We start from the raw sequence: 24,489 nt of genomic DNA on the forward strand, positions 1-24,489 counted from the left end.
GTCCCGCTGAGTGGGTTTTCACAGCTTGTCGCGGCATCTCCTTGAATCATCCGGGGTAATGGCAGACACTTTAGGGAAGAATTTGCCATGCGTTCTGCGCCAACCCGGTGGAACCGGCGTTGTCCCAACGCACTGAAAACATTGATGTTCCCTGCGGAGAATTCAGGAATGAAAAGCAGATGGATGGGTGTTGTTGTCGGTAGCATGCTGTTCACCCAACTCGCCTGGGCCCTGCCTCCAGAGCACGAAACGCGCCGGCTGATGCTGGCGGTCGAGAAGGCGGTCGAGAACCAGCAGTGGGGGCAGGCCGGTGAATACCTGAATCGCCTGCAGGCGCTGGAAACCAAGAAGCCGGACGATTACGCCTTCTACCGGGGCCGGGTCATGTACGAGGCCGGGCACTACAACGAAGCCATGGCGGCGCTGGAGGCCTACGTCACCCAGGCGGGTGAGAAGGGCGAGCATTACACCGAGGCCCTGGAGCTGATCACGTCGGTGGAGCAGGCCCGTAAAGAGGAAGGGGATGTGGCCAGTGCTGCCCAGTCCCAGGGCGAGCCGGTGGCCAAGATTGAGCCGGCCGACGGCAATTCCGTCGAGCAGTTGCAGAAGCTGTATCTGGCCAGCACGCCCCGCGAAGCGCTGGAACGCCACGCCAACAGCCTGCTCTCCCAGAACGCCTGGCGCGCGGGCAATGGTCGGGTGATCAATGCCAATCAGACGCCTGATGTGGTGTATCAGGTGTCCACCGATACCGGTGCCCTCCAGGTCCAGGAAACTCGCAAGTTGGATGACGGTCGCTCGGAAGTGGTCTCTTCGCGCCTGCCGGTCTACGGCATTAATCCGCTGCTCAAGTGGGACTGCCCGGATGACGGCCGCACCTGCTGGATCTACGATCCACGGGATGGCTCGCGCTGGCTCAAGCTGGGCGGCCAGGCGGATACCACTCAGGCTCTGGCGCGCACCCTCGGCGACCTGATCCGGCGCCTCCAGTCCCCATCATAGGATAGGATGGCGGTGCCGGTTCGTTACGACTCGGCACCGACTTCCTCCTCTCGCCAGGCGCGGGGCGTCATCCCGGTCCATTTCTTGAACGCCCGATGAAAGGTGGACGGCTCGGTGAATCCCACGAGATGGGCGATCTCGTTGATGGAGCGCTCGCCCCGGCCCAGGTGATAGATCGCCAGATCCCGCCGCAGCAGATCTTTGATTTCCTGGAACGACGTATTTTCCTGCTTGAGCCGTCGGCGCAGGGTTTGCGGGCTGACGTGCAGTTCTGATGCAATCCACTCGAAATCCGGCAGGGCCTGGGAAAAATCCCGGCCGATCAGAGCGCGGATGCGGCCGGTGTAGCTGTTGCCCTCATCGGGCCGTGCCAGCAGGTCCGCCGGCGAAGTTTTCAGGAAGCGTCGCATTTCCGGGCGGTCGCGGATGATCGGTGCGGTCAGGAAGCGCGCATCAAAAACCAGTTCGGTCCGGTCGGCATCAAAGGCCAGCGGGCAGTGGAAAATGTGCCGGTATTCGTCGGCATGGGGTGGGGCGGGGTAATCAAAGCGCGCTTTTTTCAAGGTGATGGCCTGACCAATCAACCAGCTGAACAGGCGATGCCAGATCACCAGGATGCTCTCGCGCAGGAAATAGTGCGGGTCGTGGACGGGCAGGTCCAGGTGCAGCACCAGCGACGCCCGGTCACCGCCCCGCTCCAGTCCCATACAGACCGTGCTGTCGAACAGGTGGGAAAAGTGCTCCGCCCGCTCCAGACCGCTCTCCAGGGTCGAATGCTCGAGGATCAGCGTGCACATCGTGGCGAACGTGCCGGGATGGCAGCGGCGCGGTCCCATCCCCATGAACTCGTCCTGCATGGCGTCCCAGATCACCTGCATCAACCGGGTGAACTGGGCGCTGCTGACGCGGGCGCCGGGCGTGCGGATCAGCTCCGGCGAAATGCCGGCACGCCGCAGCATGACGCTGGAATCCTGTCGCTGATACTCGGCACCGCTGAGTGCGGCCAGGACAAAGTGCCCGGAAACCGTCAGATTCGCCATCCGTTGACCTGTATGCTGTAACGATTCGCCCATCATAAGAAGGTCCCCCGGGTTTGCAACACCATTGGGGGACAGGATGAAGCCGGGGTATGGTAGATACGGCCAATCAGATTGGCGGAACTCGCCGTTGGCGGCGATGCCATGGGCCGGCAATCTGGGGCGCGGAATCACACAGGGAGACGCAACTATGGCCGGACCGCTCGATGGGCTTCGGATCCTGGACTTCACCACGCTCTTGCCCGGCCCCTATGCCACCATGTTGATGGCGGATATGGGTGCAGAGGTCCTGCGCGTAGAAGCGCCGGACCGGATGGATCTGACCCGATTGATGCCGCCCCAAGTGGACGGCGTGGGCACGGCACATACCTACCTGAACCGGGGCAAGGCCTCGCTGGCGCTGGATCTCAAACAGCCGGACAGCATCGATACGGTGAAGCGACTCGTGGCCGAGTACGACATCGTCATCGAGCAATTCCGCCCCGGGGTGATGCAACGGCTGGGGATCGACTACGACACGCTGCGCGCCATCAATCCGGGCCTGATCTATTGCGCGATCACCGGCTATGGTCAGACCGGCCCCTACCGGCAGCGGGCGGGCCACGATATCAACTACCTGTCCCTCGCCGGCGTCAGCAGTCACTGCGGTCGCAAAGAGAGCGGTCCGCCGCCACTGGGTATCCAGGTGGCGGACGTGGCCGGTGGCTCGCATCATGCGGTCATGGGCATCCTGGCGGCAGTGGTCTATCGCCAGCAGACCGGAGAAGGGCAGTTTGTTGATGTCAGCATGACGGATGCCGCTTTTGCGATGAACGGCATGGCCGGCGCTGCCCACCTGGCCGGGGGCGAACGGCCCGGGCCGGAGCAGTCGCTGCTCAACGGTGGCAGTTTCTACGACTACTACGAGACGGCGGACGGTCGCTGGTTGTCCGTGGGCAGCCTGGAGCCGCAATTCATGGCCCGGCTGTGCGATGTCCTGGGCCTGGCCGATATGAAAAGCCTGGGGTTGAGTCAGAACCCTGAACATCAGCGGGAATTGAAGCAGGCGCTGAAGAGCGCCATCGCCGAGCGACCGCTGGCCGAATGGGAGGCGGTTTTTGCGGAACAGGATGCCTGCGTGGAGCCCGTACTGACCCTGGCGGAAGCCGCAGCGCACCCGCAACTGGAAGCCCGGGCGATGGTGATTGACGTGCCCCGGGAACAGGGTGGCACGCAACGTCAGATCGGCCACCCGATCAAGTTCAGTCGGACGCCTTGCGAGGCCCGTTTCACCGGGCGCACGCTGGGAGCGGATACGGCTCCGGTTCTGGAGCGCCTTTCAAAGAACGGTTAATCGGTCGCCGGGGTGTGGCTGTGAGTGGTCCGGTAGTCGCCGGGTGTGACGCCGGTGTTTCTTTTGAAACGGCGATGAAAGGAGGCCGGCTCACTGAAGCCCAGCCGCAGGGCGATGTCGGGAATCGCCATCTGCGTATGGCACAGGAAATCTTCCGCCAGGGACTGGCGCACTTCATCCAGCAGCGACTGGTAGCTGCTGCCTTCCTGACTCAGTTTCCGCTGAAGGGTGCGAGCGGTCATGTGTAATTGTCCGGCCACAATGTCCTGCCGGCTGACGCCCTGCAGGAGTTGCTGGCGGATGGCCTCCCGAACCCGGGTGAGGAGGGCGGTATCGGCGGTAATGGCGGCCATCTGGCTGCGGGCATGGGCTTCCAGCGTGCGGCGCAGGCCGGGATCCGGCTGGCGTAACGGCCGTTCCAGCAACGCTCGGGAAGCGATAACACGGTTATCGGCCGCCTCGAACACCACCGGGCAGCCCCACCGCTCCCGATAGGCCGATTCCAGCGCCGCACCCGGCGAGCGCCGCTCCAGGTGTACCGCTTCCGGGGAGGTATCGGCGTCATCGCCCAGCCAGCGGGCGTATTGGATCCAGGAGGCAATCACGTTGTCGATCATCTGCGGGCGTACCCGCGGATCGTTGTAGGCACACTGCCAGATCAGGTGCATGCGGTCGCCGTCCACCAGGAAACGGGTGAGGCCCATATCGCCCACCAGCTTCTCGTAGGGAATAATGTACTGGATGGCTTCGCCCAGCGTGGCGCAGCTCATGGTGATGTAGCCCAACACCGTATAGGAACCGGGTTGCACGAAGTCCCCGGTCTCCAGACCCAGGATGGGATTGCCGGTTGCGTCGACCAGTAGTCGGATAAATCGCTGGAAACGTTCGCCGTCGATGCGTTCGTCGTCCGAGTGGCCCGGTGACAGGTCGAGGCCGGCCCGGGTCAGGAGTGGCGTCGTGTCGATACCTTTGTGCCCGGCAGCCCGCACATACTGACGCAGGGCGGCTATCGATGCGGTGCCCAGTGGTGGTGTGTCGGTCATGCTCATTCGTTGTTATGAGTATAACCGCATTAATAGCGGGGAGAGCGGATCAGTTCAATGGCCGGAATGTCTTGCGGGGAGAAAACGGTAAACGGTGGGCAAATAAAAAGGCGGATCGGAAAACCCGACCCGCCTGGAAAATAAGGAAAGAACGAAAGTGCCTGAAAAATTCGTTAATCCGTGAGGATGTTGACCCCATTTACCGGCGGAGGGACATCTGACTCTCCAGGCTGCTCACTTGGAGGAATACTCACTCCTCCGCCGTGGGGGGATACTGCTTACATCCACGATTCAAACTATAAGCGTGACTCGTTCGCCTGTCTGTTCGTGATCTGTGTCGCAGTGTAACGAATTGTTGGGTCAGGCGCCGACCGGCAATCGATCAGGCTTCTTCCAGCAGAACTGGCGATGTCTCGGTGAACAGTCGGGTCTCGTAGGCATCCACCAGGCCTTGGAGGGCGGCCTTCTCGACTTCATCGATACTCGGCGTGCCGTCCTGCATGTCGGTGCGGCAAAGCACCATGCCGGCCTCGACGGAAATATAGCCGGCGGTGGTTTTCAGTGCTTTGTGGTTGATGCCGTCGTAGATCCGGCGGAAAGCGCTGGTGGTGCAGTGTTCGGGGTTCTCGAAGTGCGCGATCAGGGCGTACTGGTTATCGCCCACCCGGCACAAGGTATCCATCGGGCGGATCAGGTGGCTGAGGCGCCGGCCAATGCCCAGGGCCAATTCGCTCATGATGCCGGGCGAATGCTGGCGCTTTAGGCTCTGCCAGTTGCGGATACCCACCAGCACATAGGCGGACGCCCCGCCGCGGGACTCGGCATGACGGATACTGCGCTCCAGCCGTTGCCGCGCGTACAGGTTATTGCACAGGCCGGTTTCCAGGTCGATGATGTTGCGGGACTCCAGCTCGCGGTTGTTCTCGATCAACAGGGCGTTGGCCCGGAGCAGGGTGTTCTGGCGATCGGCCATCCGGTCGGCGGCGAAAATCCGTGGCAGCAACTGCTTGCTCATGTCGGACTTGTAGATGAAGTCGTCGACGTCGTGGTCGAATGCTTCCGCCAGGGCTTCGACGCTCTCGCGGGCGGTCAGCAGCATCACATAGGTGTAGTGGTTTTCCTGCTCGTCGATCTGTCGTACCCGTGCGGTGAGTTCGAGCCCGTCCATTTCCGGCATCAGCCAGTCTGCAATCAGGACGCTGACCGGCCTCTGCTCCATGAGCTGCAAAGCATCCGAAGCGTTGTTGGCGATGCGGACATCGCGGTAGCCGGCTTTACGCAGGGTCCGGGCAACCACCATGCTGCTGAATTTGGCATCGTCGACGACCAGTACGGGGAGGTCCAGGTTAGGCATGCTGATATACTACTCTCAGGTCCGATCCAGGGTGCGGCTCTAGAGCCAACTTGTTATTCTTGCGTCCAGCAGCGGGACGGCATCGCGCCTCCGGGCTGCTCAAACTCGAATCGCGGCCATTATAGCCTGAATTTGCCGGGCTTCCTCGGCCCAATTTGCAAACCTGCGGACCCGTCCCGCAATGGCCTTTCATTGCGTGATCGTTTCCGCATTTCCGGAGCCGGAGTCATGCCTTCCTTTGATATTGTTTCAGAAATTGATATGCACGAAGTCACCAACGCGGTGGACCAGGCCAAGCGTGAGCTGGGCAACCGCTGGGACTTCAAGAATGTCGAGGCGGATTTCGAACTGGACGACAAGGGCATCACCATCAGCGCCGAGCAGGAATTCCAGTTGGAACAGTTGATGGAAATGCTGCGGATGGCCTTTGCCAAGCGCAATGTGGACACCCGCGCCCTGTCCGAAGACGGTGAAAGCCGCGCCGGCAAGCTGATGAAACAGCACCTGACGCTGCGTCAGGGGATCGAGACGCCTGATGCCAAGAAGATCGTCAAACTCCTCAAGGATGCGAAGATGAAGGTTCAGGCCAGCATCCAGGGCGACAAGGTCCGCGTGACCGGCAAGAAGCGGGACGACCTGCAGGCCGCTATCGCCCTGATCAAGGAGTCCGATCTGGACCTGCCGCTTCAGTACAATAACTTCCGCGACTGACGGAGCCGCTGCCATCATTTCAAGGGAACGGCGCGATTTCCTGCGGGACGCGCTCTACACGTTCACCCGCTGGCAAGTCCTGGCCATGTTGCTGCTGGGCTTCTCGGCGGGTCTGCCATTCCTGCTGGTCTTCTCCACGCTGAACGCGCGGCTTGCCGATGTCGGTGTGGATACGGCAACCATCGGTTTCTTCAGCTGGCTGGGGATTACCTATTCCATCAAGGTGTTTTGGGCGCCGGTGGTGGATCGGGTCTCGCTGCCGTTGCTGGACCGGCTGTTCGGCAAACGACGCAGCTGGATGTTGCTGGCCCAGGTGGGCATTGCCACGGGGTTGTTCCTGATGGCTCGGGTGGATGCCGCCGCATCGCCGGTGTTGATGGCTTGGTGCGGTTTGCTGGTGGCGTTCTCGTCGGCAACCCAGGACGTTTCCCTCGACGCCTACCGGATTGAGATTGCCGAACCCCGCTTGCAGGCCGCGCTGGCGGCGGCCTATATCTTCGGCTATCGCCTGGCCCTGCTGGTGGCGGGAGCAGGCGCCCTCTACCTGGCCCAATTCTGGTCCTGGCAGATCGCCTATGACGTGATGGCGCTTCTGGTGGGTATCGGCATCGTCACGGTGCTGGTGGTGCGCGAGCCGAAGGTTAATCACCATGCGGCCGCCGCCGATCTGGCCCATCGTGTGGAGCAGGAAGTCGCCAAGCGGGCTCACCTGTCGCCGCAGTTGGCGCGGCTGGCGGGCTGGTTTTCCGCCGCGGTCGCCGGCCCCTTCATGGACTTCTTCAAGCGCTATCGGGAGCTGGCTGTCCTGATCCTCGTACTGGTCGCCACCTACCGGATCTGCGACATCGCCATGGGGGTGATGGCCAATCCGTTCTACCTCAAGTTTATGGGGTTCTCGAAGACGGACGTCGCCGACGTGACCAAGATCTTCGGCTTCCTGATGACCATCCTCGGCTCCGGTATCGGCGGTTTGCTGGTGGCGCGTTACGGTGTGCGCACCATCCTGTTCGCCGGGGCGATCCTGACCGCGCTCAGCAACCTGCTGTTCATGCTGATTGCCCAGTACCCGCCGGACATCGGGACCCTGGCGGTGGTGGTCAGTGCGGACAACCTGAGCGGCGGGATCGCCAACGTGGCGCTGATTGCCTGGTTGTCGAGCATGACCAGCGCCTCGTTCACCGCCACCCAGTACGCCCTGTTCAGTTCACTGATGACGCTGCCGGGCAAGTTTATCGGCGGCTTCTCGGGGCTGGTGGTGGAAGGTTACGGCTACAGCGAGTTCTTCCTGATTTCGGCGGTCATGGGCTTGCCCGCCATCCTGCTGGCGGGCTACATGATGAAACAGGGGAAACGGCTGGACGCCCTGGCGCCGGCCGACGCCCATGACACGAGCGGGGAAGGCGAGCGCCAGTCCGTCTGAATCAGGGCTGCCAGCGAAACCGGGCCATGGGCACACGCCCGTTTTTAACCAACACGCCTTCTTCCGTGAGCAGGCGTGACTGGTAGTAGAAGCGGTTGGATTCCGGCGGGAAGGCAATACGCCCATCCTGTTTCAGGACCCGGTGCCAGGGCACGTCCGAGCCTTCCGGCAGCTGGCCCATGGCACGGCCGACAAAGCGGGCCAGCCCCTTGAAGCCGGCCAGCTCGGCCACCTGGCTGTAGCTGGCCACATAGCCGGGCGGGATCGAACAGACTACCTGCCAGATGATCTGCTCGCGGGAGACGTCGTCGGGCTCAGAGGCGGAGGGCACCGTCGACCTCGATCATGCGTCCGGACAGGTAGTCGTTCTCGAAGATAAACGCCGCCGCGGAGGCGATTTCTTCCGGCTTGCCCACGCGCTTGAGCGGAATGCCGGCGGTCATCTTCTCCAGCGCTTCCGGTTTCATGGAGGCCACCATTTCGGTCTCGATAAACCCGGGTGCGATGCCCATCACGCGAATGCCGTTGCGCGCCAGCTCCTTGGCCCAGACCGGCACGAGCGCGGCCACGGCGGCCTTGGCGGCGGAGTAGTTGCTCTGGCCCATGTTGCCGGCGCGGGAGATGCTGCTGATGTTTACGATCACGCCCTGGTTGCCGTGCTTGATCATCTGGGTGGCGGCTTCACGGCCGCACAGGAAAACGCCGGTCAGGTTCACATCGATCACCGCCTGCCATTCAGCCAGGGACATGCGCTTTTCGATCTCGCCGTTCTTGACCTTGACCATCATGCCGTCGCGCAGGATGCCGGCGTTGTTGACCAGGCCGTTGAGCTGGCCGAAGTCTTCGACGATCGCGGCAAACGTCGCTTCCACTTCCTCTTCCCTGGCCACGTTGCAGGTGTATGCCCGCGCATCACCGCCGACGGCCTTGCAGGCTTCCACGGCCTCATCCAGCTTTTCGGGAATCAGGTCAATCAGCGCCACACGGGCGCCGCGCGCGGCCAGGTATTCGCCCATGGCACGGCCCAAACCCTGGCCGCCGCCGGTAATTGCAATCACGGAATCTTGAAGTTTCATGCTGTGCCCTAATTGTTTGTTGTGAGTTGATCTTTGTTTGTCGCTGTCAAAAAGGCGAAGCGCAGTATACCAGAGGGCCAATCGTCGTCATTGAGGGCCCGGCTGGCAAAGTCATTTTTCTGAGGAGCCATACATGGGTTTCCTGTTTTTCGCATTCATTGTGCTGCCCATCATCGAAATGGTGGTCCTGATCAAGGTGGGCGGCATCATCGGGGTGTTGCCCACCATCGGCCTGGTCCTGTTGACCGCCGTCGTGGGCGCCGCCCTGTTACGCCAGCAGGGACTGGCGACGTTGTTCAAGGCCAACCAGCGACTGAACAGCGGCGAGCTGCCGGCCCGCGAAGTGGCCGAGGGGCTGATCCTGGCCGTCGGTGGTGCACTGCTGCTGACTCCGGGCTTTGTGACCGATACGATCGGCTTCCTGTGCCTGTTGCCCTGGACCCGTCAGATGTTCGCCTCCTACGCGCTCAAACGCATGGTGGTAGCGGGCTCATCGCGCAGCAGTGTTCACTTCACCATGGGCGGGCAGAACCCGTTCGGTCAGGCCCGGCCGGGAGGCGATGACATCATTGAAGGGGAGTACCGTCGTGAGGAAGAGCGGAAGCCTTCCGACACGCGGGATTCGCTGGAAAAAAAGTGAAAAATTTTTTCCGGGTGGGTGTTGAAATGTAGGTGCAAACCCCCACATAAGGATCACAAGTTTGCTGAGGGTGACGAAGAGCCTGCCAAAACAGGTGCTTACGAATCCGAAGCGTTTTGAGCAAACCTCATTGCCAAAGACAATCTGACTATCTGGAGAATACGAGCAATGAAAATTCGTCCGCTACACGATCGTGTTGTCGTACGCCGTAAGGAAGAGGAAGAGAAGACCGCTGGTGGTATCGTCCTGCCGGGCAACGCCAAGGAAAAGCCCTCCCAGGGCGAAGTGATCGCCGTGGGCAACGGCCGCGTTCTCGACAATGGCGAGACCCGTGCTCTGGCGGTCAACGTCGGTGATACCGTGGTGTTTGGTCAGTACGCCGGGAACACGGTGAAGGTCGACGGTGAAGATCTTCTCATCCTGAGCGAAAGCGAAATCTACGGCGTGCTGGAAGGCTGAGTCCAGCCGACTCGTTAGCTCACGTCATTTGCAGATTGGTTAACGCATAAACGAATACAGGAAAGACAACTATGGCAGCTAAAGACGTTAAATTTGGCGATTCAGCCCGCAAGCGTATGGTTGCAGGCGTCAACATTCTGGCCGACGCCGTTAAGGTCACCTTGGGTCCGAAAGGCCGCAACGTGGTTCTGGACAAGTCCTTTGGCGCACCGACCGTCACCAAGGACGGCGTGTCCGTCGCGAAGGAAATCGAGCTGAAGGACAAGTTCGAGAACATGGGCGCCCAGATGGTCAAGGAAGTCGCTTCCCAGACCAACGACACCGCCGGTGACGGTACCACCACCGCAACCGTTCTGGCCCAGTCCATCGTTAACGAAGGTCTGAAGGCCGTTGCTGCCGGCATGAACCCGATGGATCTGAAGCGCGGCATCGACAAGGCGACCCAGGCGGCCGTCAAGTCTATCCGTGACATGGCCAAGCCGTGCGACGACAGCCGTAACATCGCGCAGGTGGGCACCATCTCCGCCAACGGCGACGAAACCATTGGCAAGATCATCGCCGACGCCATGGAGCGCGTGGGTAAAGAAGGCGTGATCACCGTTGAGGAAGGCCGTGGCCTGGAAGACGAGCTGGACGTGGTTGAAGGTATGCAGTTCGACCGCGGCTACCTGTCTCCGTACTTCATCAACAATCAGGACAGCATGTCCGCCGAGCTGGACGACCCGTTCATCCTGCTGGTCGACAAGAAGATCTCCAACATCCGCGAACTGCTGCCGGTGCTGGAAAGCGTGGCCAAGGCGGGCAAACCGCTGATGATCATCGCCGAAGACATCGAAGGCGAAGCGCTGGCGACCCTGGTTGTCAACAACATGCGTGGCATCGTCAAAGTGGCCGCCGTCAAGGCGCCGGGCTTTGGTGACCGTCGCAAGGAAATGCTGCAGGACATCGCGATCCTGTCCGGCGGTACCGTGATCTCCGAGGAAGTGGGCCTGACCCTGGAAAACACCACTCTGGACGATCTGGGTACAGCCAAGCGCGTTAACATCACCAAGGAAAACACCACCATCATCGATGGCGCCGGTGCCCAGGCTGATATCGAAGCGCGCGTTGAGCAGATCCGCAAGCAGATCGAAGAAAGCTCCTCCGACTACGACAAGGAGAAGCTGCAGGAACGTGTGGCCAAGCTGGCTGGCGGTGTTGCCGTCATCAAGGTAGGCGCCGGTTCCGAAGTGGAAATGAAAGAGAAGAAGGCTCGCGTTGAAGACGCGCTGCACTCTACCCGCGCTGCTGTTGAAGAAGGCATCGTTGCGGGCGGTGGCGTGACCCTGATCCGCGCTCTGGAAGCTCTGGACAGCGTCCAGGCTGAAAACGAAGAGCAGAAGGCGGGCGTCAACATCCTGCGTCGTGCGATGGAATCGCCGCTGCGCCAGATCGTCACCAACGCAGGCGGTGAAGCGTCTGTTGTGGTCGACAAGGTGCGCCAGGGCGAAGGCAGCTTCGGCTACAACGCGGCGACCGAAGGCTACGGTGACATGCTGGAGATGGGCATCCTGGATCCGGCCAAGGTCACTCGCTCAGCCCTGCAGGCTGCGGCTTCCGTTGCCGGTCTGATGATCACCACCGAAGCGATGGTGACGGACGAGCCGGAAGACGAGAAAGCCGGTGGCGGCATGCCGGATATGGGCGGCATGGGTGGTATGGGCGGCATGGGCGGCATGATGTAAACCGGCCCCGTTCAATACCCCGACCGTTCACGGTCAAAAAAGGCCCCGCGTTTCGACGCGGGGCTTTTTTTTGGACTGTGTCATGCACTTGTACAGGGGGTTTGTTAGACTCCGGAAAATTCGCGCGATTCCGCGCCCATACATGCCCTGACACCCTATGGCCGAGACTTTGGATACACCCTTCCTGCGACCCGGAAAAGTGGTCTTGCTGACCCTGCTGGGGATCGTGGTTTACCTGGCTGCCCTGATCTTCTGGTTACCGGCGGGATGGGTTTGGCATCTGTGTCGTGATTCGGTCCCCTTGCCGCCCGGCGTGGCCATCGAACAAGTCTCTGGTCAGCTTTGGAATGGCCAGGTCCAGGCCCAAGTGATGGGGCACTCCCTGCAGGCGGGCTGGCACCTCGAAAGCCTCATGGACAACGGTCAATTCCTGCCGCTGGGCTGGCAGCTGCGCACGCCACGATCCCACCTCCAGGGCCAGTTCCACCTCACCGGTATTAATGCCATGGCCCTCTCGGCCGACGGCCGTATCAACATTCCCGAGTTCAGTCGCGAGATTCAGCGTAGTGGTGGCGCGATCATACAGGGCGACGTCACCATCGACCGGTTTTCGCTGGCGGCGACCGACGGTGCCCTGCAGGCCCTGTCTGGGCGTGCAAGCTGGCCCGGCGGCGAGGTGAGCTGGCCGATGGGCGCCTCGCGGGAGCGGGCGGTGTTGCCGCCTATGCAGGCCCGACTGGATCGCGATCAGGGTCGGATTGCACTGGATATCAGCAGCGCAAAAAGCCCGGAGCCGGTCATTTCCGCCCAGGTCCAGCCCGATGGCATGATGCAGATCCAGCTCTATCGGCGCCTGCTGGACCTGGTGAATCAACCCTGGTCGGGCAACGCTGCGCCGGGTGATGTGGTTTTCAGCGTGAGGCAGCGCGTGCTGCCGGCGGGATAGGGTATGGCATCGGTGACATTCACAACGCCATTCGGGCGTCTACCGCGGTGGGTGGCGAACCTGCTGCTGATCGGGCTGGTGATCTATTTCGCCTGGGTGATGGGACGTCTGACCTGGATGATTGCCTGGCAGGACCCGGTCATGGCCGGGCCCTCCGCATCGGCAAACGCGGCGTCTCTGGATTCGGCCGTGGAGCAGACGCCACTTGCGGCCTATGATCTCTTCGGCCGGCCTCCGGTGGGCGCGCCGGTGGCGGAAGCGGTGAAGCAAACCGCGCCGGAAACCAACCTGCGTATGCACCTGGAAGGCGTCATGGTAGCGGCGCGATCCGAGGAGTCCGGTGCTATAGTTTCAGGAACGGATGGCTCAACGGCTTATTATCGCGTCGGTGACGTGATGCCCGGCGACATCGAGCTGGTGGAAGTCGACCCGTTACGCATCCTGATCCGACGAAACGGAGAAGTGGAGTCGCTGGCCTTTGAAGACGGCGACGCTGAGGGTATGGTATCGGAGGTTCCGGAAGAGACGCGTGGGATGTCTCCCGAGGCCTTTGTGGAGGACGCTCAGGCCCAGCTGGCCGCCGAGGGCGATGCTGCGCTGCAGCGTTACGGACTCAAACCCGTGGCATCCGGCAGCCAGCAGGGATACGTTTATGACGGCTCCAACCCGATGCTGTCCGCACTGAACCTGAAAGAAGGCGATGTCATTACAGCCATCAACGGTCAGTCGCTGGGGGATATCGAGCAGGATCGGCAATTGCTCGAGAACTGGCGGAGCCAGCCACAGATTCAAGTGGAAGTGATGCGGGATGGCGCCAGTTTTACCGTAAACTACGCGTTGCCCCAATAAGGATGTTGTCACCGCTGGCGGCGGTCTTATAGTACAACGATTATAAAAAGGAAGGCCGGTGTGCTTTCCGTCAGTTTCTCAGTTACAGGAAACCAGCACTGCATGACTAATCTGAACACGCCATTGATCCGGGCTCTGGTTCTGGCTTTGCTTCTCCCGCTGAGCATGATGGCCCATGCCCAGGAAGAGGGCACCTGGAAACTCAACCTCAAGGATGCGGACATACGCGCCTTCGTCACGCAGATTGCTGATATCACCGGTTACAGCTTCGTGGTCGACCCGCGGGTCAAGGGTAAGGTCACCGTCCTGTCCTCGGCGCCCATGAACAAGGACGAGATTTACGACCTGTTCCTGGCGGTGCTGCAGGTTCACGGCTTTACGGCGATACCCGGCGAAGAGGTCATCAAGATTGTCCAGCAGGTGGATGCCAAACAGTCTGCCGAGTCCCTGAAACGCTTCGATACCATTCCCTCCGAGCAACTGATCACCAAGGTCATCCAGGTCAACAACGCCAACGCCCTGGAGCTGGTGCCCATCCTGCGGCCGCTGGTAGCCAAGTACGGGCACCTGGCCGGTGTGGCGGCAGCCAACGCGCTGATCGTCAGTGATCATTCGGCGAACGTGCATCGCATTGAACAGATCGTCAAGGAACTGGACAGCCCGTCGAAGTATGAGGTGGAGGTCATCCAGCTGAAGGAAGCCTGGGTGGGCGACATGGTGCGCCTGCTGCAGGAGCTGGCGCCCTCGGAACTGGGTAAACAGGCCAACGATGCCGCCAACAAATACAGCGTCACCGCGGACGAGCGCAGCAACCGGCTCATTCTCCGCGGTGACGAGAACTTCCGCACCAAGATGCGGGAACTGATCAAGAAGCTGGATCAGCCGTCCGCCTCCGGAGGCACGACCAAGGTCATCCGACTCAAGCACGCCGATGCCAAGTCCCTGGCTGAAATCCTGAAAGGTGTCATGGGTGAAGTGGCCAAGGAGAACCAGCAGGGGCAGACCAGCACGGGTGGCAGTTCCGGCGGTAACACCGGTTTTGCCATTTTCGCCGACGAAGGTCTTAACGCACTGGTGGTCCGTGGTGAGCCGTCCATCATGCAGGAAGTGGATACCATCGTGAACGCGCTGGATGTCCGGCGTGCCCAGGTCCTGATTGAGGCGGCCATTGTCGAGATCAGTGATGAACTGGGTAAGGACGTGGGCGTACAGTTTGCCGTGGGTGATGAAGGCAGCGGCTCGACGCCGGTAGCGGGCACCAACTTCGGCAATGTCGGGCTGAGCCTGAGCGACATCATTGGGGCCATCGCCAGTAATGAGGTGATTTCACCGGCCACCGGCGGTATGTCGCTCGGCTTCGGCGAACGCAACGAGAACGGCATTACCTGGGGCCTGCTGATTCAGGCGCTGTCCAGCTCGACCGCCGCCAACTTGCTGTCCACGCCGAGTATTATCACCCTGGATAATCAGGAATCCGAGATTGTCGTGGGTCAGAACGTTCCGTTTGTCACCGGTTCGACCACAACCACCAGCGATGGCGTGTCGAACCCGTACCAGACCATTGAGCGGCGTGACGTGGGCCTGACCCTGAAAGTGACCCCGACAATCAGCGAAGACGGCCTGGTCAAGCTGATCGTGGAGCAGACCACCGAGAACATTGCCGACAGCGTCGAATCCGCCTCGGATCTGGTCACCAACAAGCGCCAGATCAAGACCACGGTACTGGCAGACGATGGCGAGACCATCGTGCTGGGCGGCCTGATCCGGGAAGACTACAGCATCACCAAGAGCAAAGTGCCGTTCCTGGGGGACATTCCCTACATTGGTGCCCTGTTCCGCTCCGAGTCGGAGAACAAGATCAAGCGTAATCTGCTGGTGTTCCTGCGACCCAAGATCATCCTGGCCAAGGGTGACGTAGCGACGATCACCGACGAGAAGTACCAGGGGCTTTGGAACATCAACCTGGGACTGAGCAAGAAGCTGGGGCATAAGATCCCGGAGAATACCAAGCGACCGCCGATCGATACCCTGTTTGAGCGTAATCGGCTGCAGCCGCAGTACTTCGAGTCGCAGCCGTCCCAGTAAGGGGAGGGGGCAGTCCATAAGAAAGGCCGGCATTTGCCGGCCTTTCTTTTTGCCGTGAGCGGTGCCCTGAGGAATAAGCGGGCGACTAGACTGCCGCTACGGGCAGTGGCGGCATCGGGCAGTCCAGCTGATCCGCGACCAGGCGCAGGATTTCATATTCCCTGACCACCACCTGATTGTCCCGCAGGATGCAGTGGCCGCAGGCGTCGATAATCGCCGGCTTCAGCATCGGCGACAGGGCGCGCAGCCGTATCAGGGCCTCCTGTAGTGCCCGTGACGAGACCTTGTCCCTGAGCGGCCCCAGATCCACGGTTCGCCCTTCAAAGCCGGCAACCGCCTCTGAGTAGCATTTCTGCGCCTCTTCCGGCGATTCTGTGGCCGAACGTGCCGCGAGACTCAGAAGAATCCCCAGGCTGTCAGCCACATCGGCAAACCGGCGGAAGCGCACCTTGTCGGCACGTCGTCCGGCCGGGGACAGGTGGCGATGGATGAAGCTCAGCAGAGCGAACTCGAACAGGGTGACCTGTCCGTCCGCTCGGACCAGGTGAGTCAGGACCTTTTCCAGACCGCGTCGCTCTTCCGGATCGAGCTTGCGCAGGGCCGGCATGGCCAGTTCCAGCGCCGGTAGTCGGATGGCTTCACCAAGCTGATCAAGGGTGGGGTAGAAGCGTTCGATCAGCGCCGGGTCAAACCCGAGCACGCCGCGCGCTTCGCTGATCCGGGAGAGGGCCTGTTCCCGCTCCTCTGCGGACATGCTGTGGAAAATCAGGCTGTAGCAATACTGCACCGCACCGGTTCGGGTGTAGAGCAGTGTGCGGGCATTGTCCGGCAGCTGGCGCAGCAGCTGCTGGGCGTATTCCTCGTTGGCGGTCGTCACGACGCCTGCGCTGTCGGACAGCCGTGTGTGCGGGGCCACCGGCGTGGTGTGACGTCCGGCCAGCGGCGCGACCATGTCCTGCAGACCATCGCGGAACAGGGAGCCCCGGGCGGCGTCCTCAACCGTTGGCCGAGCCTGCCGGACATCATCCCGGCGGCGGTTGCGGAAGCGCGCCAGCAGTCCCGGACCAATGGCGTTGATCCGGTCTTCCAGCGGCGGATGTGAGGCGAGCCAGCCCGCGAAGCGCATGCGCACTGATTCCGAAAAACACATGTGGTTGACATCGCTGGCGTGGCCGGTGGACTGGAAATAACTGCTCGACTCGCCGATACGATAGAGCGCGCTGGCAATGCCTTCGGGGTTGCGTGTGAATTGCACCGAGGAGGCGTCAGCCAGCATTTCCCGTTGCCGTGAGATGGCGGCCTGGATCAGGCGTCCGAAGAACAGTCCGATATAGCCCACGAGCATCAGGGCCAGTCCGAGGCCGATGGCCAGCCCCTGGCTTTTGTTGTCGCGGGAGCTGTAATAGCGGCGTCGACCAGCGCTGCCCAGCAGGAACTGACCGATCTGGCCAATCATCAGAATGCCGGCCAACAGGGCGATCAGCCGCACGTTGATGCGCATGTCGGAATTGAGGATGTGGCTGAATTCGTGGCCCACCACACCCTGCAGTTCGTCCCGGTTCAACTGGGTGAGGGTGCCGTGCGTTACCACCATGACGGCCTCGCCCGGAGAATACCCGGCGACGAACGCGTTGATGGCGGTTTCGTTATCCATCACGTAGAGATCCGGAACCGGCACGCCACTGGCAATCGCCATCTCCTCCACCACGTTCCGTAACTGGCGTTCCTGGGGGTCCTGACTTGAGGGATCAAGAAGTCGGGCGCCCACCATCCGGGCCACCCGCTCGCCGCCGCCGGCCAGGTCGATCCAGCGGATCAGTGATCCCAGCCCGATCACGGAGACGACCGCGATGGATGTGAAGATGCCCTGCTCGGACGTCAGCCAGACGCCGAAGTGGGCGGTGGGCTCGACATTGCGGGTCACCAGATAGCCCACCAGATCGACCACCAGGGTGATCAGCAGGACGGCTGCCGTAAACAGGAACACGAGCAGCGTGGTGTTACGCCGCGCGCGCTCCTGGCGCTCGAAGAATCCAAGTTTGGCCATAGGGTCGTTGCCGGGTCAGTGTGCCCGGAATCAGAAACTGACTTTCGGTGCCTGGCGGGCTTCCGGGTTTTCCAGTTGCAGCTGCTCGGACGGTTTGAAGGCAAACAGGCCGGCAATGATGTTGTTGGGGAATTTCTCCCGGAAGGTGTTGTAGAACATCACCTCATCGTTATAAGCCTGACGGGAGAACGCCACACGATTCTCGGTGCTGGACAGTTCTTCCATCAGCTGCTGGATGGTTTCGTTGGCTTTCAGCTCGGGGTAGTTCTCCGCCACTGCGTAGAAGTTGGCCAGGGCGCGGGACAGCATGTTCTCGGCAGAGGACAGCTTCTGGATTTTCTGGCCGTCGGCCGGGTCGCCGGCGGCATCCTTCTGGGCGCTCACGGCGTTGTTTCTGGCTTCCATGACTTCGGTCAGCGTGTTGCGCTCATGGGACAGATAGGCCTTGGCCGCTTCCACCAGGTTGGGGATCAGATCGTGACGTCGCTGGAGCTGGACGTCGATCTGGGCAAAGCCGTTCTTGAAACGATTGCGGAGGGAGACCAGCCGGTTGTAGATGGATACGATCAGAATAACCACGGCGGCGATGACCGCCAGGCCAATCAGCGTTGTCGTCATGAAGGGTCCTTGTCGTCAGTTTTCAGTTGAATTGGCGGTGATTTTACGGTGGAACGCCACCACAAAGCTTGCGAAATCGTCCGGTTTTAACGGCTTGCTGAAGAAGTAGCCCTGGGCCAGCTGGCAACCGCGGTTGTGAAGGTAGAATTCCTGCTCTTCGGTTTCCACACCTTCGGCAATGACGTCCAGGTTCAGGCTCTTGCCCAGGTCGATGATGGTATTGGCAATGCGGGTGTCTTCCTCGTTGACCAGCAGGTCGTGAATAAACTGCTTGTCAATCTTGAGGTGCTGGATGGGCAGTCGCTTGAGGTAGGTCAGGGACGAATAGCCGGTACCGAAGTCGTCCACGGCAATGTTGATGCCCTCGTTACGCAGCTGCACCAGCTTTTCCACGGCACTGTCGAGATCTTCCATAAACCCGGTCTCCGTCACCTCCAGCTCCAGCCGGCCAGGTGGAATGGCGTGCCGTTTGAGGGTCTTGAGTACGGTCTCGACGATGTCGTCCTGGCGAAGTTGCACGGCCGAAAGGTTAACGGCAATCCGGATCGGCATGCCTTCGCTGGACCAGAGCGCGGCCTGGGCGCAGGCTTCGTCCAGGACCCAGCTGCCGATTTCCACGATGGATCCGCTCAGTTCCGCCAGCGGAATGAAATGATCTGGCGGGATCAGGCCGTGGACGGGGTGTTCCCAGCGCAGCAGCGCCTCGGCGCCAATGACGCGGCGTGTTTCCAGGTTGATCTGGGGCTGGTAGACGAGGTGGAACTGATTCTCCACCAGGGCCTGATGAAGCTCCTTCTCCAGCCGTTTTCGGTCACGGATTTCCTGGTCGACGCTGGCGACATAGAACTGGAACTGGTTGCCGCCTCCGGCTTTGGCCAGCGTCATGGTCTGCTCGGCGCGCTGGAGCAGTTGTTCGCTGTGTTCGGCATCGTCAGGAAACAGGGCGATACCGATGGTGGCCGTGGCCGAGACATCGCGACCGGCCAGGCGAATGGGCGCGTTGATTTCGTTGAGCAGCCATTCAGACGTGGCAGCGCACTGGTAGCCATCACGCAGGTGCTGCTCGACCACGACAAACTGGTCGCTCCCCAGGCGCGCAGTGATGAGCGGGCCGTTGGGGCCGTCGCCGCCGAGGCGATCAGCGATGGTTTGCAGCAGCTGGTCGCCCATGTGGTAACCGTGCTGCTCGTTGATGCTCTTGAAGTCGTCAATGCCGAAACAGAATGCAGCCAGGGTCTGGTCGTTGCGTCGGTGTTCTTCCAGGGCGTTGCTGAGCATAACCAGGAACAGTTCCCGGTTGGGCAGGCCGGTGAGCTTGTCATAGCGGGACAGGCGATTGACCCGTGCCTCGGCTTCCGCCTGTTTCTCCTGGTTCTCGGTGATGGCCACCAGCAGGTTGTTGGTGGCGTTCACCCACAGACCCAGTTCGTCGTTTCGATGCCCCCGCGGCATGTCCAGAAGAGTGCCGCCGGGGTTATCGGGGTTAACCCGCGAAATGGAGCTGATGATCCGGAACAGCGGTCGGGTCAGCAGGATATGGAAAACGGCAAACAGCACCAGGCTCAGGACGATGGCCCGGGCAATGCCGGACAGGAAGGTCAGGGTGGCGCGCTCGAGCCAGGAGGCCGCGGAGTAAGCGGTGTCGTAACTGACTTCCAGATAACCGTAAATGACCGGATCGTCGGCGCCGCGGGTCAGGGGCACGCGATAATGGCGTTCAGCGGAAAAGATGCGATCGGTCAGGGGACGGTAGTCCGCCGGAAGCAGGTCGCGGGTGTTGCGGGCCAGCACTTCACCGTCAGGATGCATGATCTGGGCAAAGCGGACCGCCTGTTGTTCGAACAGCCCATCGACCACCGGCTGGGCCAGGTCCTCGTCAATGCTGTAAACCGCCTGGCTGGCTGCATCGCGGACCAGTGCCAGCGTCTGGTGGGCCTGCTGGTCCAGTTCATCGGATACGCGATTGGCATCGACGATGATCTGAGTCGTGCTCAATACGATACCGCTCAGCAGCGCAATCAGCAGTACCCAGCGAAGAATGCGATAGCCGAGTCGGTGTTCAAACTGAAACTGTCTAGTCATTATCCAGCGCTTAGGGGATCCCCGGACAGGTGTTCCGGTGATCCTCGATTTTTGCCTCATCGGCAATGGTGCCGAGACGTCAGGTAGCGATGAGACGAACCTGGGTGAACGACTTCCTGTCGCGCCACGGAGCTTGTCGCGTTACGTCCTGTGCAGGTGGCCGCATTATAATCGTTATGGGCGGCCGGCGAATGATGGGCTTCGGTATGACGGGTGGATAAAGCCGGGCGTCGAGTTGGATTCCGCCGTGCATACGATGTCCCACCCCTAGTTAAATAGCTGTATGGGCGGACAAAGTCCAGTTTCAACGGGTAAAGGTTTGCAACAAAAAACGCCCGCTCAAGGAACGGGCGTTGATCGATCTGGACACCAGATCGGAGACAGACTGGTTCCCTTATGGGATCAGCCCAGGTTTTCGTTCACGAAATCCCAGTTGACCAGCTTCCAGAAGGCTTCCAGATAGTTCGGACGTGAATTCCGGTAATCGATGTAGTAGGCGTGCTCCCACACATCGACGGTCAGGACCGGCTTGTCGTCGGTGGTCAGCGGTGTGCCGGCGTCGTCGGTGTTGACGATGGCAACGCTGCCGTCGGTCTTCTTGACCAGCCAGGTCCAGCCAGAACCGAAGTTGCCGGCGGCCTTTTCATTGAATTCTTTCTTGAAGGCGTCGAAAGAGCCGAAGGCCTTGTTGATGGCGTCTGCCGCTGCACCGGTCGGCTCGCCACCGCCGTTCGGGCTCAGGCAGTTCCAGTAGAACGTGTGGTTCCAGACCTGGGCTGCATTGTTGAACAGGCCGCCCGGACCGGCCGTCTTGATGATGTCTTCCAGGGATTTGTTGGCATTGTCGGTACCTTCGACCATGCCGTTCAGCTTGGTGACGTAAGTCTGGTGGTGCTTGCCGTAATGGTATTCCAGGGTTTCCTGAGAGATGTGCGGTTCAAGTGCGTTCTTTTCGTAAGGCAGTGCTGGAAGTTCGAATGCCATTGGAAGGTCTCCCTTGTATCTTCTCTCAACAGTATTGATGTGATGTGAACAGCTCTGGGGACGTGCCCCAGCGGTCAGATGACGTTACATCTCGTCACATGGGGTATGCAGAGCTTAACACCCTGGATGGGGCGAATCCACGTCGCAAGATGTTGGGGCCGCGGATGTTTTTTCAAGGGGAAGGGGGTAAAACCGACCCGGGCGCTTCGAAGCAGGCGCCCGGGAAGGAGGCTTCAGCCGCGGGTCAGCGAGCAGTCCAGCTCGGGCGCGCCCGGCAGGAAGCAGGCGCAGTTCTTGACGCGCCAGACCAGCTCTTCGTAGCTGTCGGCCAGCACGTTAATGTGGCCCAGCTTGCGTCCGGAACGCTCAAGCTTGTTATAAAGGTGCAGGTGGGTATAGGGGAGGCGCAGGATGTCGCGAATTTCGCCGTGGCTACCGATGATATTCACCATGCAGCTGACGCCCCGGGCGCTGGTATCGCCCAGCGGCATACCGGTCACCGCGCGGATGTGGTTTTCGAACTGGCTGGTGACAGCCCCTTCCATGGTCCAGTGCCCGGAATTATGAACCCGCGGCGCCATTTCGTTGGCTACCAGGCCATCCGCCGTTTCAAACAGCTCCAGTGCCAGCACGCCGACATAGTCGAGCTCGTTCAGGAGCATGCGGATATAGCGCTCGGCATCGTCCCGGACTTCCGGGCGCAGGCCGGGTGCCGGTGCAATGGAATAGCGAAGGATGCCGTCGTGATGGACATTTTCCGCCATCGGATAGAAAGCCAGTTCACCGTCTTCGCCGCGCACGGCAATGATGGAGACTTCACGCTGGAAATCGACGAATTTCTCGACGATCAGCTTGTCATGGTTGATGGACTGCCAGGCTTCTGCGGCGTCTTCCGGCGAACGCAGGACGGCCTGCCCCTTGCCGTCGTAGCCTTCTGTATTGGACTTGGCGACCACCGGGCAGCCCAGCTCGCTGGCGGCCTTGCGCAGCTGCTCGGCATTTTCGGCGATGCGCCATTCCGGAGTCGGGATGCCCAGGCTGCCAAACAGGGTCTTTTCCGCTTCCCGGTTCTGGCAGACCTGCAACGCGCGAGGCGAGGGATAGACGGGTTTTTCACGCGCAATGATCTGGGCGACCTCCACCGGCAGGTGCTCAAACTCGTAGGTCACCCGATCCACGCGGGACAGAAAGTCTTTCAGAAATTCGTTGTTGCGGTCGATGATGACTTCGCCCAGCCCGGCGCTGGGGTTGCCGGACATGTCATAGAAGACGAAATCGTTGGCCAGCGGGTAACCGGCGAGGGCGAGCATTCGCCCGAGTTGACCGGCGCCTAATACACCAATTCGCATGTGATACTCCGGTGATGATCAAGTCGACCGATTTGTGGGCCGGGTAGGTCCGTCTGGAATCACTCAGCCCGGGGGTCGGGGTTGTCGAGGACGGCCTCGGTCTGGGACGTCCGGAACTGTTCCACCGCGGCCCGGATATCGGCATTATTGAGCCCGAGGATCTGCGCTGCAAGCAGTCCGGCGTTGGTTGCACCCGCCTTGCCGATGGCCAGCGTGCCCACGGACACGCCGCCCGGCATCTGAACGATCGACAGCAGGGAATCCAGGCCGTTCAGCGCCTTCGATTGTACGGGGACGCCCAGCACGGGCAGAGCCGTCTGGGAGGCCACCATGCCCGGCAAGTGGGCCGCCCCGCCGGCACCGGCGATAATGACCTGGAGGCCGCGATCGGCGGCGTTGCGGGCATAGTCGAAGAGCAGGTCGGGGGTGCGGTGGGCCGACACGACCCGTGTTTCGTAGGCGACGCCCAGCTTCTCAAGCATGTTGGCGGCATGCTCCATGGTCGGCCAGTCCGACTTGGAGCCCATGATAAGACCAACTTGCGGCTGCATAAGCAAGGTCCCGGTGTGTTAAAAAAGAAGCCGAGCATTGTATGCAGAGCTCGTTAGCCATGCAAATTATGACACTCTTTGGCGCTTTGAGCAGCGAATCGATAAGATCACGTCCAGATTGACTCTTCTGAACTGGGGAAACTATGGAACCGATACGTCCTGAACGGGATGAAGTACGGGGATCAGCGGGCTCGGGTAAGCCCAAGCGTGAAAAGTCGACGCCGCGGGCCTCCCGGCCCGGGCCGGAGCTGTCCCTGAATCGGCAGCCCGGGCGGGGCGCGATTCCCGTTCTGGTGATCCTTCTGTTGGCGGCCGTCGCGGCCGGTGGCTGGGGCTGGTACTTGCAGAAGCAGCAGATTGACCAGATGTCGGAGCGCCTGCAGGAGGCGGACTATTGGGCCCGCCAGAGCAAGCTGGCGCTGGCGCGCTTCGAGGGCAAGCTGTCCGAAACCGGGGAGAACCTGGAGGAAAAGGACTCGTCCCTGGCCAGCCTGCAAAAGCAGGCCAAGACCAATGAGAGTGAAATCCGCAAGCTGTGGGCGGTGGCCAACGAGCGGAACAAGGACGCCATTAACGCCAACAAGGCGGCACTGGCCTACCTGGAAGAAACCACCAGCACCCTGAAAAGCGACCTCAACAAGCGGGCCGATACGCTCGCCGCCGACATCAAGTCCCTGCAGGAGGCCGCCGACGAACGCCAGGCATCGATCGCCTCGTTGCAATCCAGTCTCGACGATCTGGCGCCTCGCCTGAAGGCAGTGGAAGACAAGGCTGACAACATGACGGCGACCGTCGAGCAGCGTCTGGACCGGTTCGGACGCGAGCAGGATCTGGCGCGTCAGGAAATTCTCGCCCGCCTGGATAGCCTGGAAAAGGGCGGCGGTAACCTCGACTCGTTGAAGGGCAGCCTGGCCGATACCCGCCAGCGCCTGAGCAAGATCGAAAACGCCATCGATGCCATCGATGCGGCCCGGGCGCAGCTCAACGCGCGTCTGATCCGGCTTGACGACGAAGTGTCCAGCCTGCGGAAGTAGACCCGGCCGATCAGGCCGTGTAACGGTTTGTAGTCATCCCTTGCGGTAGGTCTCGGTTTCATCGACCGGCCTGTTGCTATGATCCGGGACCAGAGGCGTCTCCAGGCTACGCACCTGCGGGGCGCCGGAACGGTTCGGGGGATGA

The 24,489-nt window shown here is 61.1% G+C and carries 22 protein-coding genes; 11 read left to right on the forward strand and 11 right to left on the reverse strand.

Features of this window, described 5'->3' with window-relative positions; translation table 11 throughout:
* Window positions 1-168: 168 nt before the first annotated feature.
* Window positions 169-1,002 (forward strand): tetratricopeptide repeat protein, encoded by an 834-nt coding sequence (locus J3364_RS04630; protein WP_349557148.1) that lies wholly within the window; start codon window positions 169-171, stop codon window positions 1,000-1,002.
* Window positions 1,003-1,025: 23 nt separating this feature from the next.
* Here the strand turns inward: J3364_RS04630 and J3364_RS04635 are convergent, their stop codons facing one another.
* Entirely contained in the window at window positions 1,026-2,042 is a 1,017-nt protein-coding gene (locus tag J3364_RS04635; protein WP_349557150.1) for an AraC family transcriptional regulator, read from the reverse strand.
* A gap of 187 nt (window positions 2,043-2,229) precedes the next feature.
* On the opposite strand from J3364_RS04635, the gene J3364_RS04640 reads away from it, so the two are divergent.
* Entirely contained in the window at window positions 2,230-3,372 is a 1,143-nt protein-coding gene (locus J3364_RS04640) for a CaiB/BaiF CoA transferase family protein (RefSeq protein WP_349557152.1), read from the forward strand.
* Here the strand turns inward: J3364_RS04640 and J3364_RS04645 are convergent.
* Window positions 3,369-4,415 (reverse strand): AraC family transcriptional regulator, encoded by a 1,047-nt coding sequence (locus J3364_RS04645; RefSeq protein ID WP_349557153.1) that lies wholly within the window; start codon window positions 4,413-4,415, stop codon window positions 3,369-3,371. The two genes, J3364_RS04640 and J3364_RS04645, sit on opposite strands and share 4 nt — an antisense overlap.
* 382 nt (window positions 4,416-4,797) lie before the next feature.
* Entirely contained in the window at window positions 4,798-5,769 is a 972-nt protein-coding gene (locus J3364_RS04650) for a GGDEF domain-containing response regulator (RefSeq protein WP_349557154.1), read from the reverse strand.
* Between the two features lie 228 nt (window positions 5,770-5,997).
* Here J3364_RS04650 and J3364_RS04655 point away from each other — a divergent pair, with 228 nt between their 5' ends.
* Together J3364_RS04655 and J3364_RS04660 are read left to right on the forward strand one after the other, a co-directional pair.
* Window positions 5,998-6,480 (forward strand): YajQ family cyclic di-GMP-binding protein, encoded by a 483-nt coding sequence (locus J3364_RS04655; protein WP_349557156.1) that lies wholly within the window; start codon window positions 5,998-6,000, stop codon window positions 6,478-6,480.
* 40 nt (window positions 6,481-6,520) lie between these two features.
* A complete protein-coding gene (locus J3364_RS04660; RefSeq protein ID WP_502882478.1) occupies window positions 6,521-7,900 on the forward strand; it encodes an AmpG family muropeptide MFS transporter in 1,380 nt (459 codons plus the stop codon).
* A gap of 1 nt (window position 7,901) precedes the next feature.
* On the opposite strand, the gene J3364_RS04665 is transcribed toward J3364_RS04660, so the two are convergent.
* On the reverse strand, window positions 7,902-8,231 hold the full coding sequence (locus J3364_RS04665; RefSeq protein ID WP_203140598.1) for an MGMT family protein: 330 nt from the start codon (window positions 8,229-8,231) through the stop codon (window positions 7,902-7,904).
* Window positions 8,215-8,976 carry an SDR family oxidoreductase gene (locus tag J3364_RS04670; protein WP_349557160.1) on the reverse strand — a complete coding sequence of 254 codons (762 nt, stop codon included), beginning with the start codon at window positions 8,974-8,976 and terminating at the stop codon, window positions 8,215-8,217. Before J3364_RS04670 ends, J3364_RS04665 begins: the two co-directional genes overlap by 17 nt.
* Before the next feature lie 133 nt (window positions 8,977-9,109).
* Here J3364_RS04670 and J3364_RS04675 point away from each other — a divergent pair, with 133 nt between their 5' ends.
* The 6 genes from J3364_RS04675 to gspD all read left to right on the forward strand — a co-directional run bounded on the left by J3364_RS04675 (window position 9,110) and on the right by gspD (window position 15,679).
* Window positions 9,110-9,616: an FxsA family protein gene (locus tag J3364_RS04675; RefSeq protein ID WP_123633130.1), complete on the forward strand. Its 507-nt coding sequence runs from the start codon at window positions 9,110-9,112 to the stop codon at window positions 9,614-9,616.
* A 168-nt stretch (window positions 9,617-9,784) separates the two neighbouring features.
* Entirely contained in the window at window positions 9,785-10,075 is a 291-nt protein-coding gene (gene groES, locus J3364_RS04680; protein WP_123633132.1) for a co-chaperone GroES, read from the forward strand.
* Window positions 10,076-10,146: 71 nt separating this feature from the next.
* Window positions 10,147-11,799, forward strand: coding sequence for a chaperonin GroEL (groL, locus tag J3364_RS04685; RefSeq protein ID WP_123633134.1), 1,653 nt, complete (start codon window positions 10,147-10,149; stop codon window positions 11,797-11,799).
* A gap of 157 nt (window positions 11,800-11,956) precedes the next feature.
* Window positions 11,957-12,745 (forward strand): type II secretion system protein N, encoded by a 789-nt coding sequence (gene gspN, locus J3364_RS04690; protein WP_349557163.1) that lies wholly within the window; start codon window positions 11,957-11,959, stop codon window positions 12,743-12,745.
* A 3-nt stretch (window positions 12,746-12,748) separates the two neighbouring features.
* On the forward strand, window positions 12,749-13,594 hold the full coding sequence (locus J3364_RS04695; protein WP_349557165.1) for a type II secretion system protein N: 846 nt from the start codon (window positions 12,749-12,751) through the stop codon (window positions 13,592-13,594).
* A 102-nt stretch (window positions 13,595-13,696) separates the two neighbouring features.
* A complete protein-coding gene (gspD, locus tag J3364_RS04700) occupies window positions 13,697-15,679 on the forward strand; it encodes a type II secretion system secretin GspD (protein ID WP_349557167.1) in 1,983 nt (660 codons plus the stop codon).
* Window positions 15,680-15,764: 85 nt separating this feature from the next.
* Here gspD and J3364_RS04705 read toward each other — a convergent pair whose 3' ends face one another.
* The 6 genes from J3364_RS04705 to purE form a co-directional block, all read right to left on the reverse strand.
* Window positions 15,765-17,726: a M48 family metallopeptidase gene (locus tag J3364_RS04705; RefSeq protein WP_349557169.1), complete on the reverse strand. Its 1,962-nt coding sequence runs from the start codon at window positions 17,724-17,726 to the stop codon at window positions 15,765-15,767.
* Between the two features lie 30 nt (window positions 17,727-17,756).
* Window positions 17,757-18,344, reverse strand: a complete 588-nt coding sequence (locus tag J3364_RS04710) for a LemA family protein (protein ID WP_123633143.1) — start codon at window positions 18,342-18,344, stop codon at window positions 17,757-17,759.
* 15 nt (window positions 18,345-18,359) lie between these two features.
* Window positions 18,360-20,426 (reverse strand): putative bifunctional diguanylate cyclase/phosphodiesterase, encoded by a 2,067-nt coding sequence (locus J3364_RS04715; RefSeq protein ID WP_349557171.1) that lies wholly within the window; start codon window positions 20,424-20,426, stop codon window positions 18,360-18,362.
* 402 nt (window positions 20,427-20,828) lie between these two features.
* Window positions 20,829-21,410, reverse strand: a complete 582-nt coding sequence (gene sodB, locus J3364_RS04720; RefSeq protein WP_349557173.1) for a superoxide dismutase [Fe] — start codon at window positions 21,408-21,410, stop codon at window positions 20,829-20,831.
* Between the two features lie 233 nt (window positions 21,411-21,643).
* A complete protein-coding gene (locus J3364_RS04725; protein ID WP_203140604.1) occupies window positions 21,644-22,759 on the reverse strand; it encodes a 5-(carboxyamino)imidazole ribonucleotide synthase in 1,116 nt (371 codons plus the stop codon).
* 59 nt (window positions 22,760-22,818) lie between these two features.
* A complete protein-coding gene (gene purE / locus J3364_RS04730; protein ID WP_123633151.1) occupies window positions 22,819-23,310 on the reverse strand; it encodes a 5-(carboxyamino)imidazole ribonucleotide mutase in 492 nt (163 codons plus the stop codon).
* Window positions 23,311-23,453: 143 nt separating this feature from the next.
* On the opposite strand from purE, the gene J3364_RS04735 reads away from it, so the two are divergent.
* Window positions 23,454-24,344, forward strand: a complete 891-nt coding sequence (locus tag J3364_RS04735) for a hypothetical protein (RefSeq protein ID WP_349557176.1) — start codon at window positions 23,454-23,456, stop codon at window positions 24,342-24,344.
* Window positions 24,345-24,489 lie beyond the last annotated feature (145 nt).

Origin of the sequence: Marinobacter sp. NFXS9 (assembly GCF_040148665.1) — a bacterium.
Lineage (GTDB): Bacteria > Pseudomonadota > Gammaproteobacteria > Pseudomonadales > Oleiphilaceae > Marinobacter_A > Marinobacter_A mangrovi.

Coding starts and splice junctions, on each gene's coding strand:
- J3364_RS04630 (WP_349557148.1), top strand. CDS start 169: ATGAAAAGCAGATGGATGGGTGTTGTTGTCGGTAGCATGCTGTTCACC.
- J3364_RS04635 (WP_349557150.1), bottom strand. CDS start 2,042: ATGGCGAATCTGACGGTTTCCGGGCACTTTGTCCTGGCCGCACTCAGC.
- J3364_RS04640 (WP_349557152.1), top strand. CDS start 2,230: ATGGCCGGACCGCTCGATGGGCTTCGGATCCTGGACTTCACCACGCTC.
- J3364_RS04645 (WP_349557153.1), bottom strand. CDS start 4,415: ATGACCGACACACCACCACTGGGCACCGCATCGATAGCCGCCCTGCGT.
- J3364_RS04650 (WP_349557154.1), bottom strand. CDS start 5,769: ATGCCTAACCTGGACCTCCCCGTACTGGTCGTCGACGATGCCAAATTC.
- J3364_RS04655 (WP_349557156.1), top strand. CDS start 5,998: ATGCCTTCCTTTGATATTGTTTCAGAAATTGATATGCACGAAGTCACC.
- J3364_RS04670 (WP_349557160.1), bottom strand. CDS start 8,976: ATGAAACTTCAAGATTCCGTGATTGCAATTACCGGCGGCGGCCAGGGT.
- J3364_RS04675 (WP_123633130.1), top strand. CDS start 9,110: ATGGGTTTCCTGTTTTTCGCATTCATTGTGCTGCCCATCATCGAAATG.
- groES (WP_123633132.1), top strand. CDS start 9,785: ATGAAAATTCGTCCGCTACACGATCGTGTTGTCGTACGCCGTAAGGAA.
- groL (WP_123633134.1), top strand. CDS start 10,147: ATGGCAGCTAAAGACGTTAAATTTGGCGATTCAGCCCGCAAGCGTATG.
- gspN (WP_349557163.1), top strand. CDS start 11,957: ATGGCCGAGACTTTGGATACACCCTTCCTGCGACCCGGAAAAGTGGTC.
- J3364_RS04695 (WP_349557165.1), top strand. CDS start 12,749: ATGGCATCGGTGACATTCACAACGCCATTCGGGCGTCTACCGCGGTGG.
- gspD (WP_349557167.1), top strand. CDS start 13,697: ATGACTAATCTGAACACGCCATTGATCCGGGCTCTGGTTCTGGCTTTG.
- J3364_RS04705 (WP_349557169.1), bottom strand. CDS start 17,726: ATGGCCAAACTTGGATTCTTCGAGCGCCAGGAGCGCGCGCGGCGTAAC.
- J3364_RS04710 (WP_123633143.1), bottom strand. CDS start 18,344: ATGACGACAACGCTGATTGGCCTGGCGGTCATCGCCGCCGTGGTTATT.
- J3364_RS04715 (WP_349557171.1), bottom strand. CDS start 20,426: ATGACTAGACAGTTTCAGTTTGAACACCGACTCGGCTATCGCATTCTT.
- sodB (WP_349557173.1), bottom strand. CDS start 21,410: ATGGCATTCGAACTTCCAGCACTGCCTTACGAAAAGAACGCACTTGAA.
- J3364_RS04725 (WP_203140604.1), bottom strand. CDS start 22,759: ATGCGAATTGGTGTATTAGGCGCCGGTCAACTCGGGCGAATGCTCGCC.
- purE (WP_123633151.1), bottom strand. CDS start 23,310: ATGCAGCCGCAAGTTGGTCTTATCATGGGCTCCAAGTCGGACTGGCCG.
- J3364_RS04735 (WP_349557176.1), top strand. CDS start 23,454: ATGGAACCGATACGTCCTGAACGGGATGAAGTACGGGGATCAGCGGGC.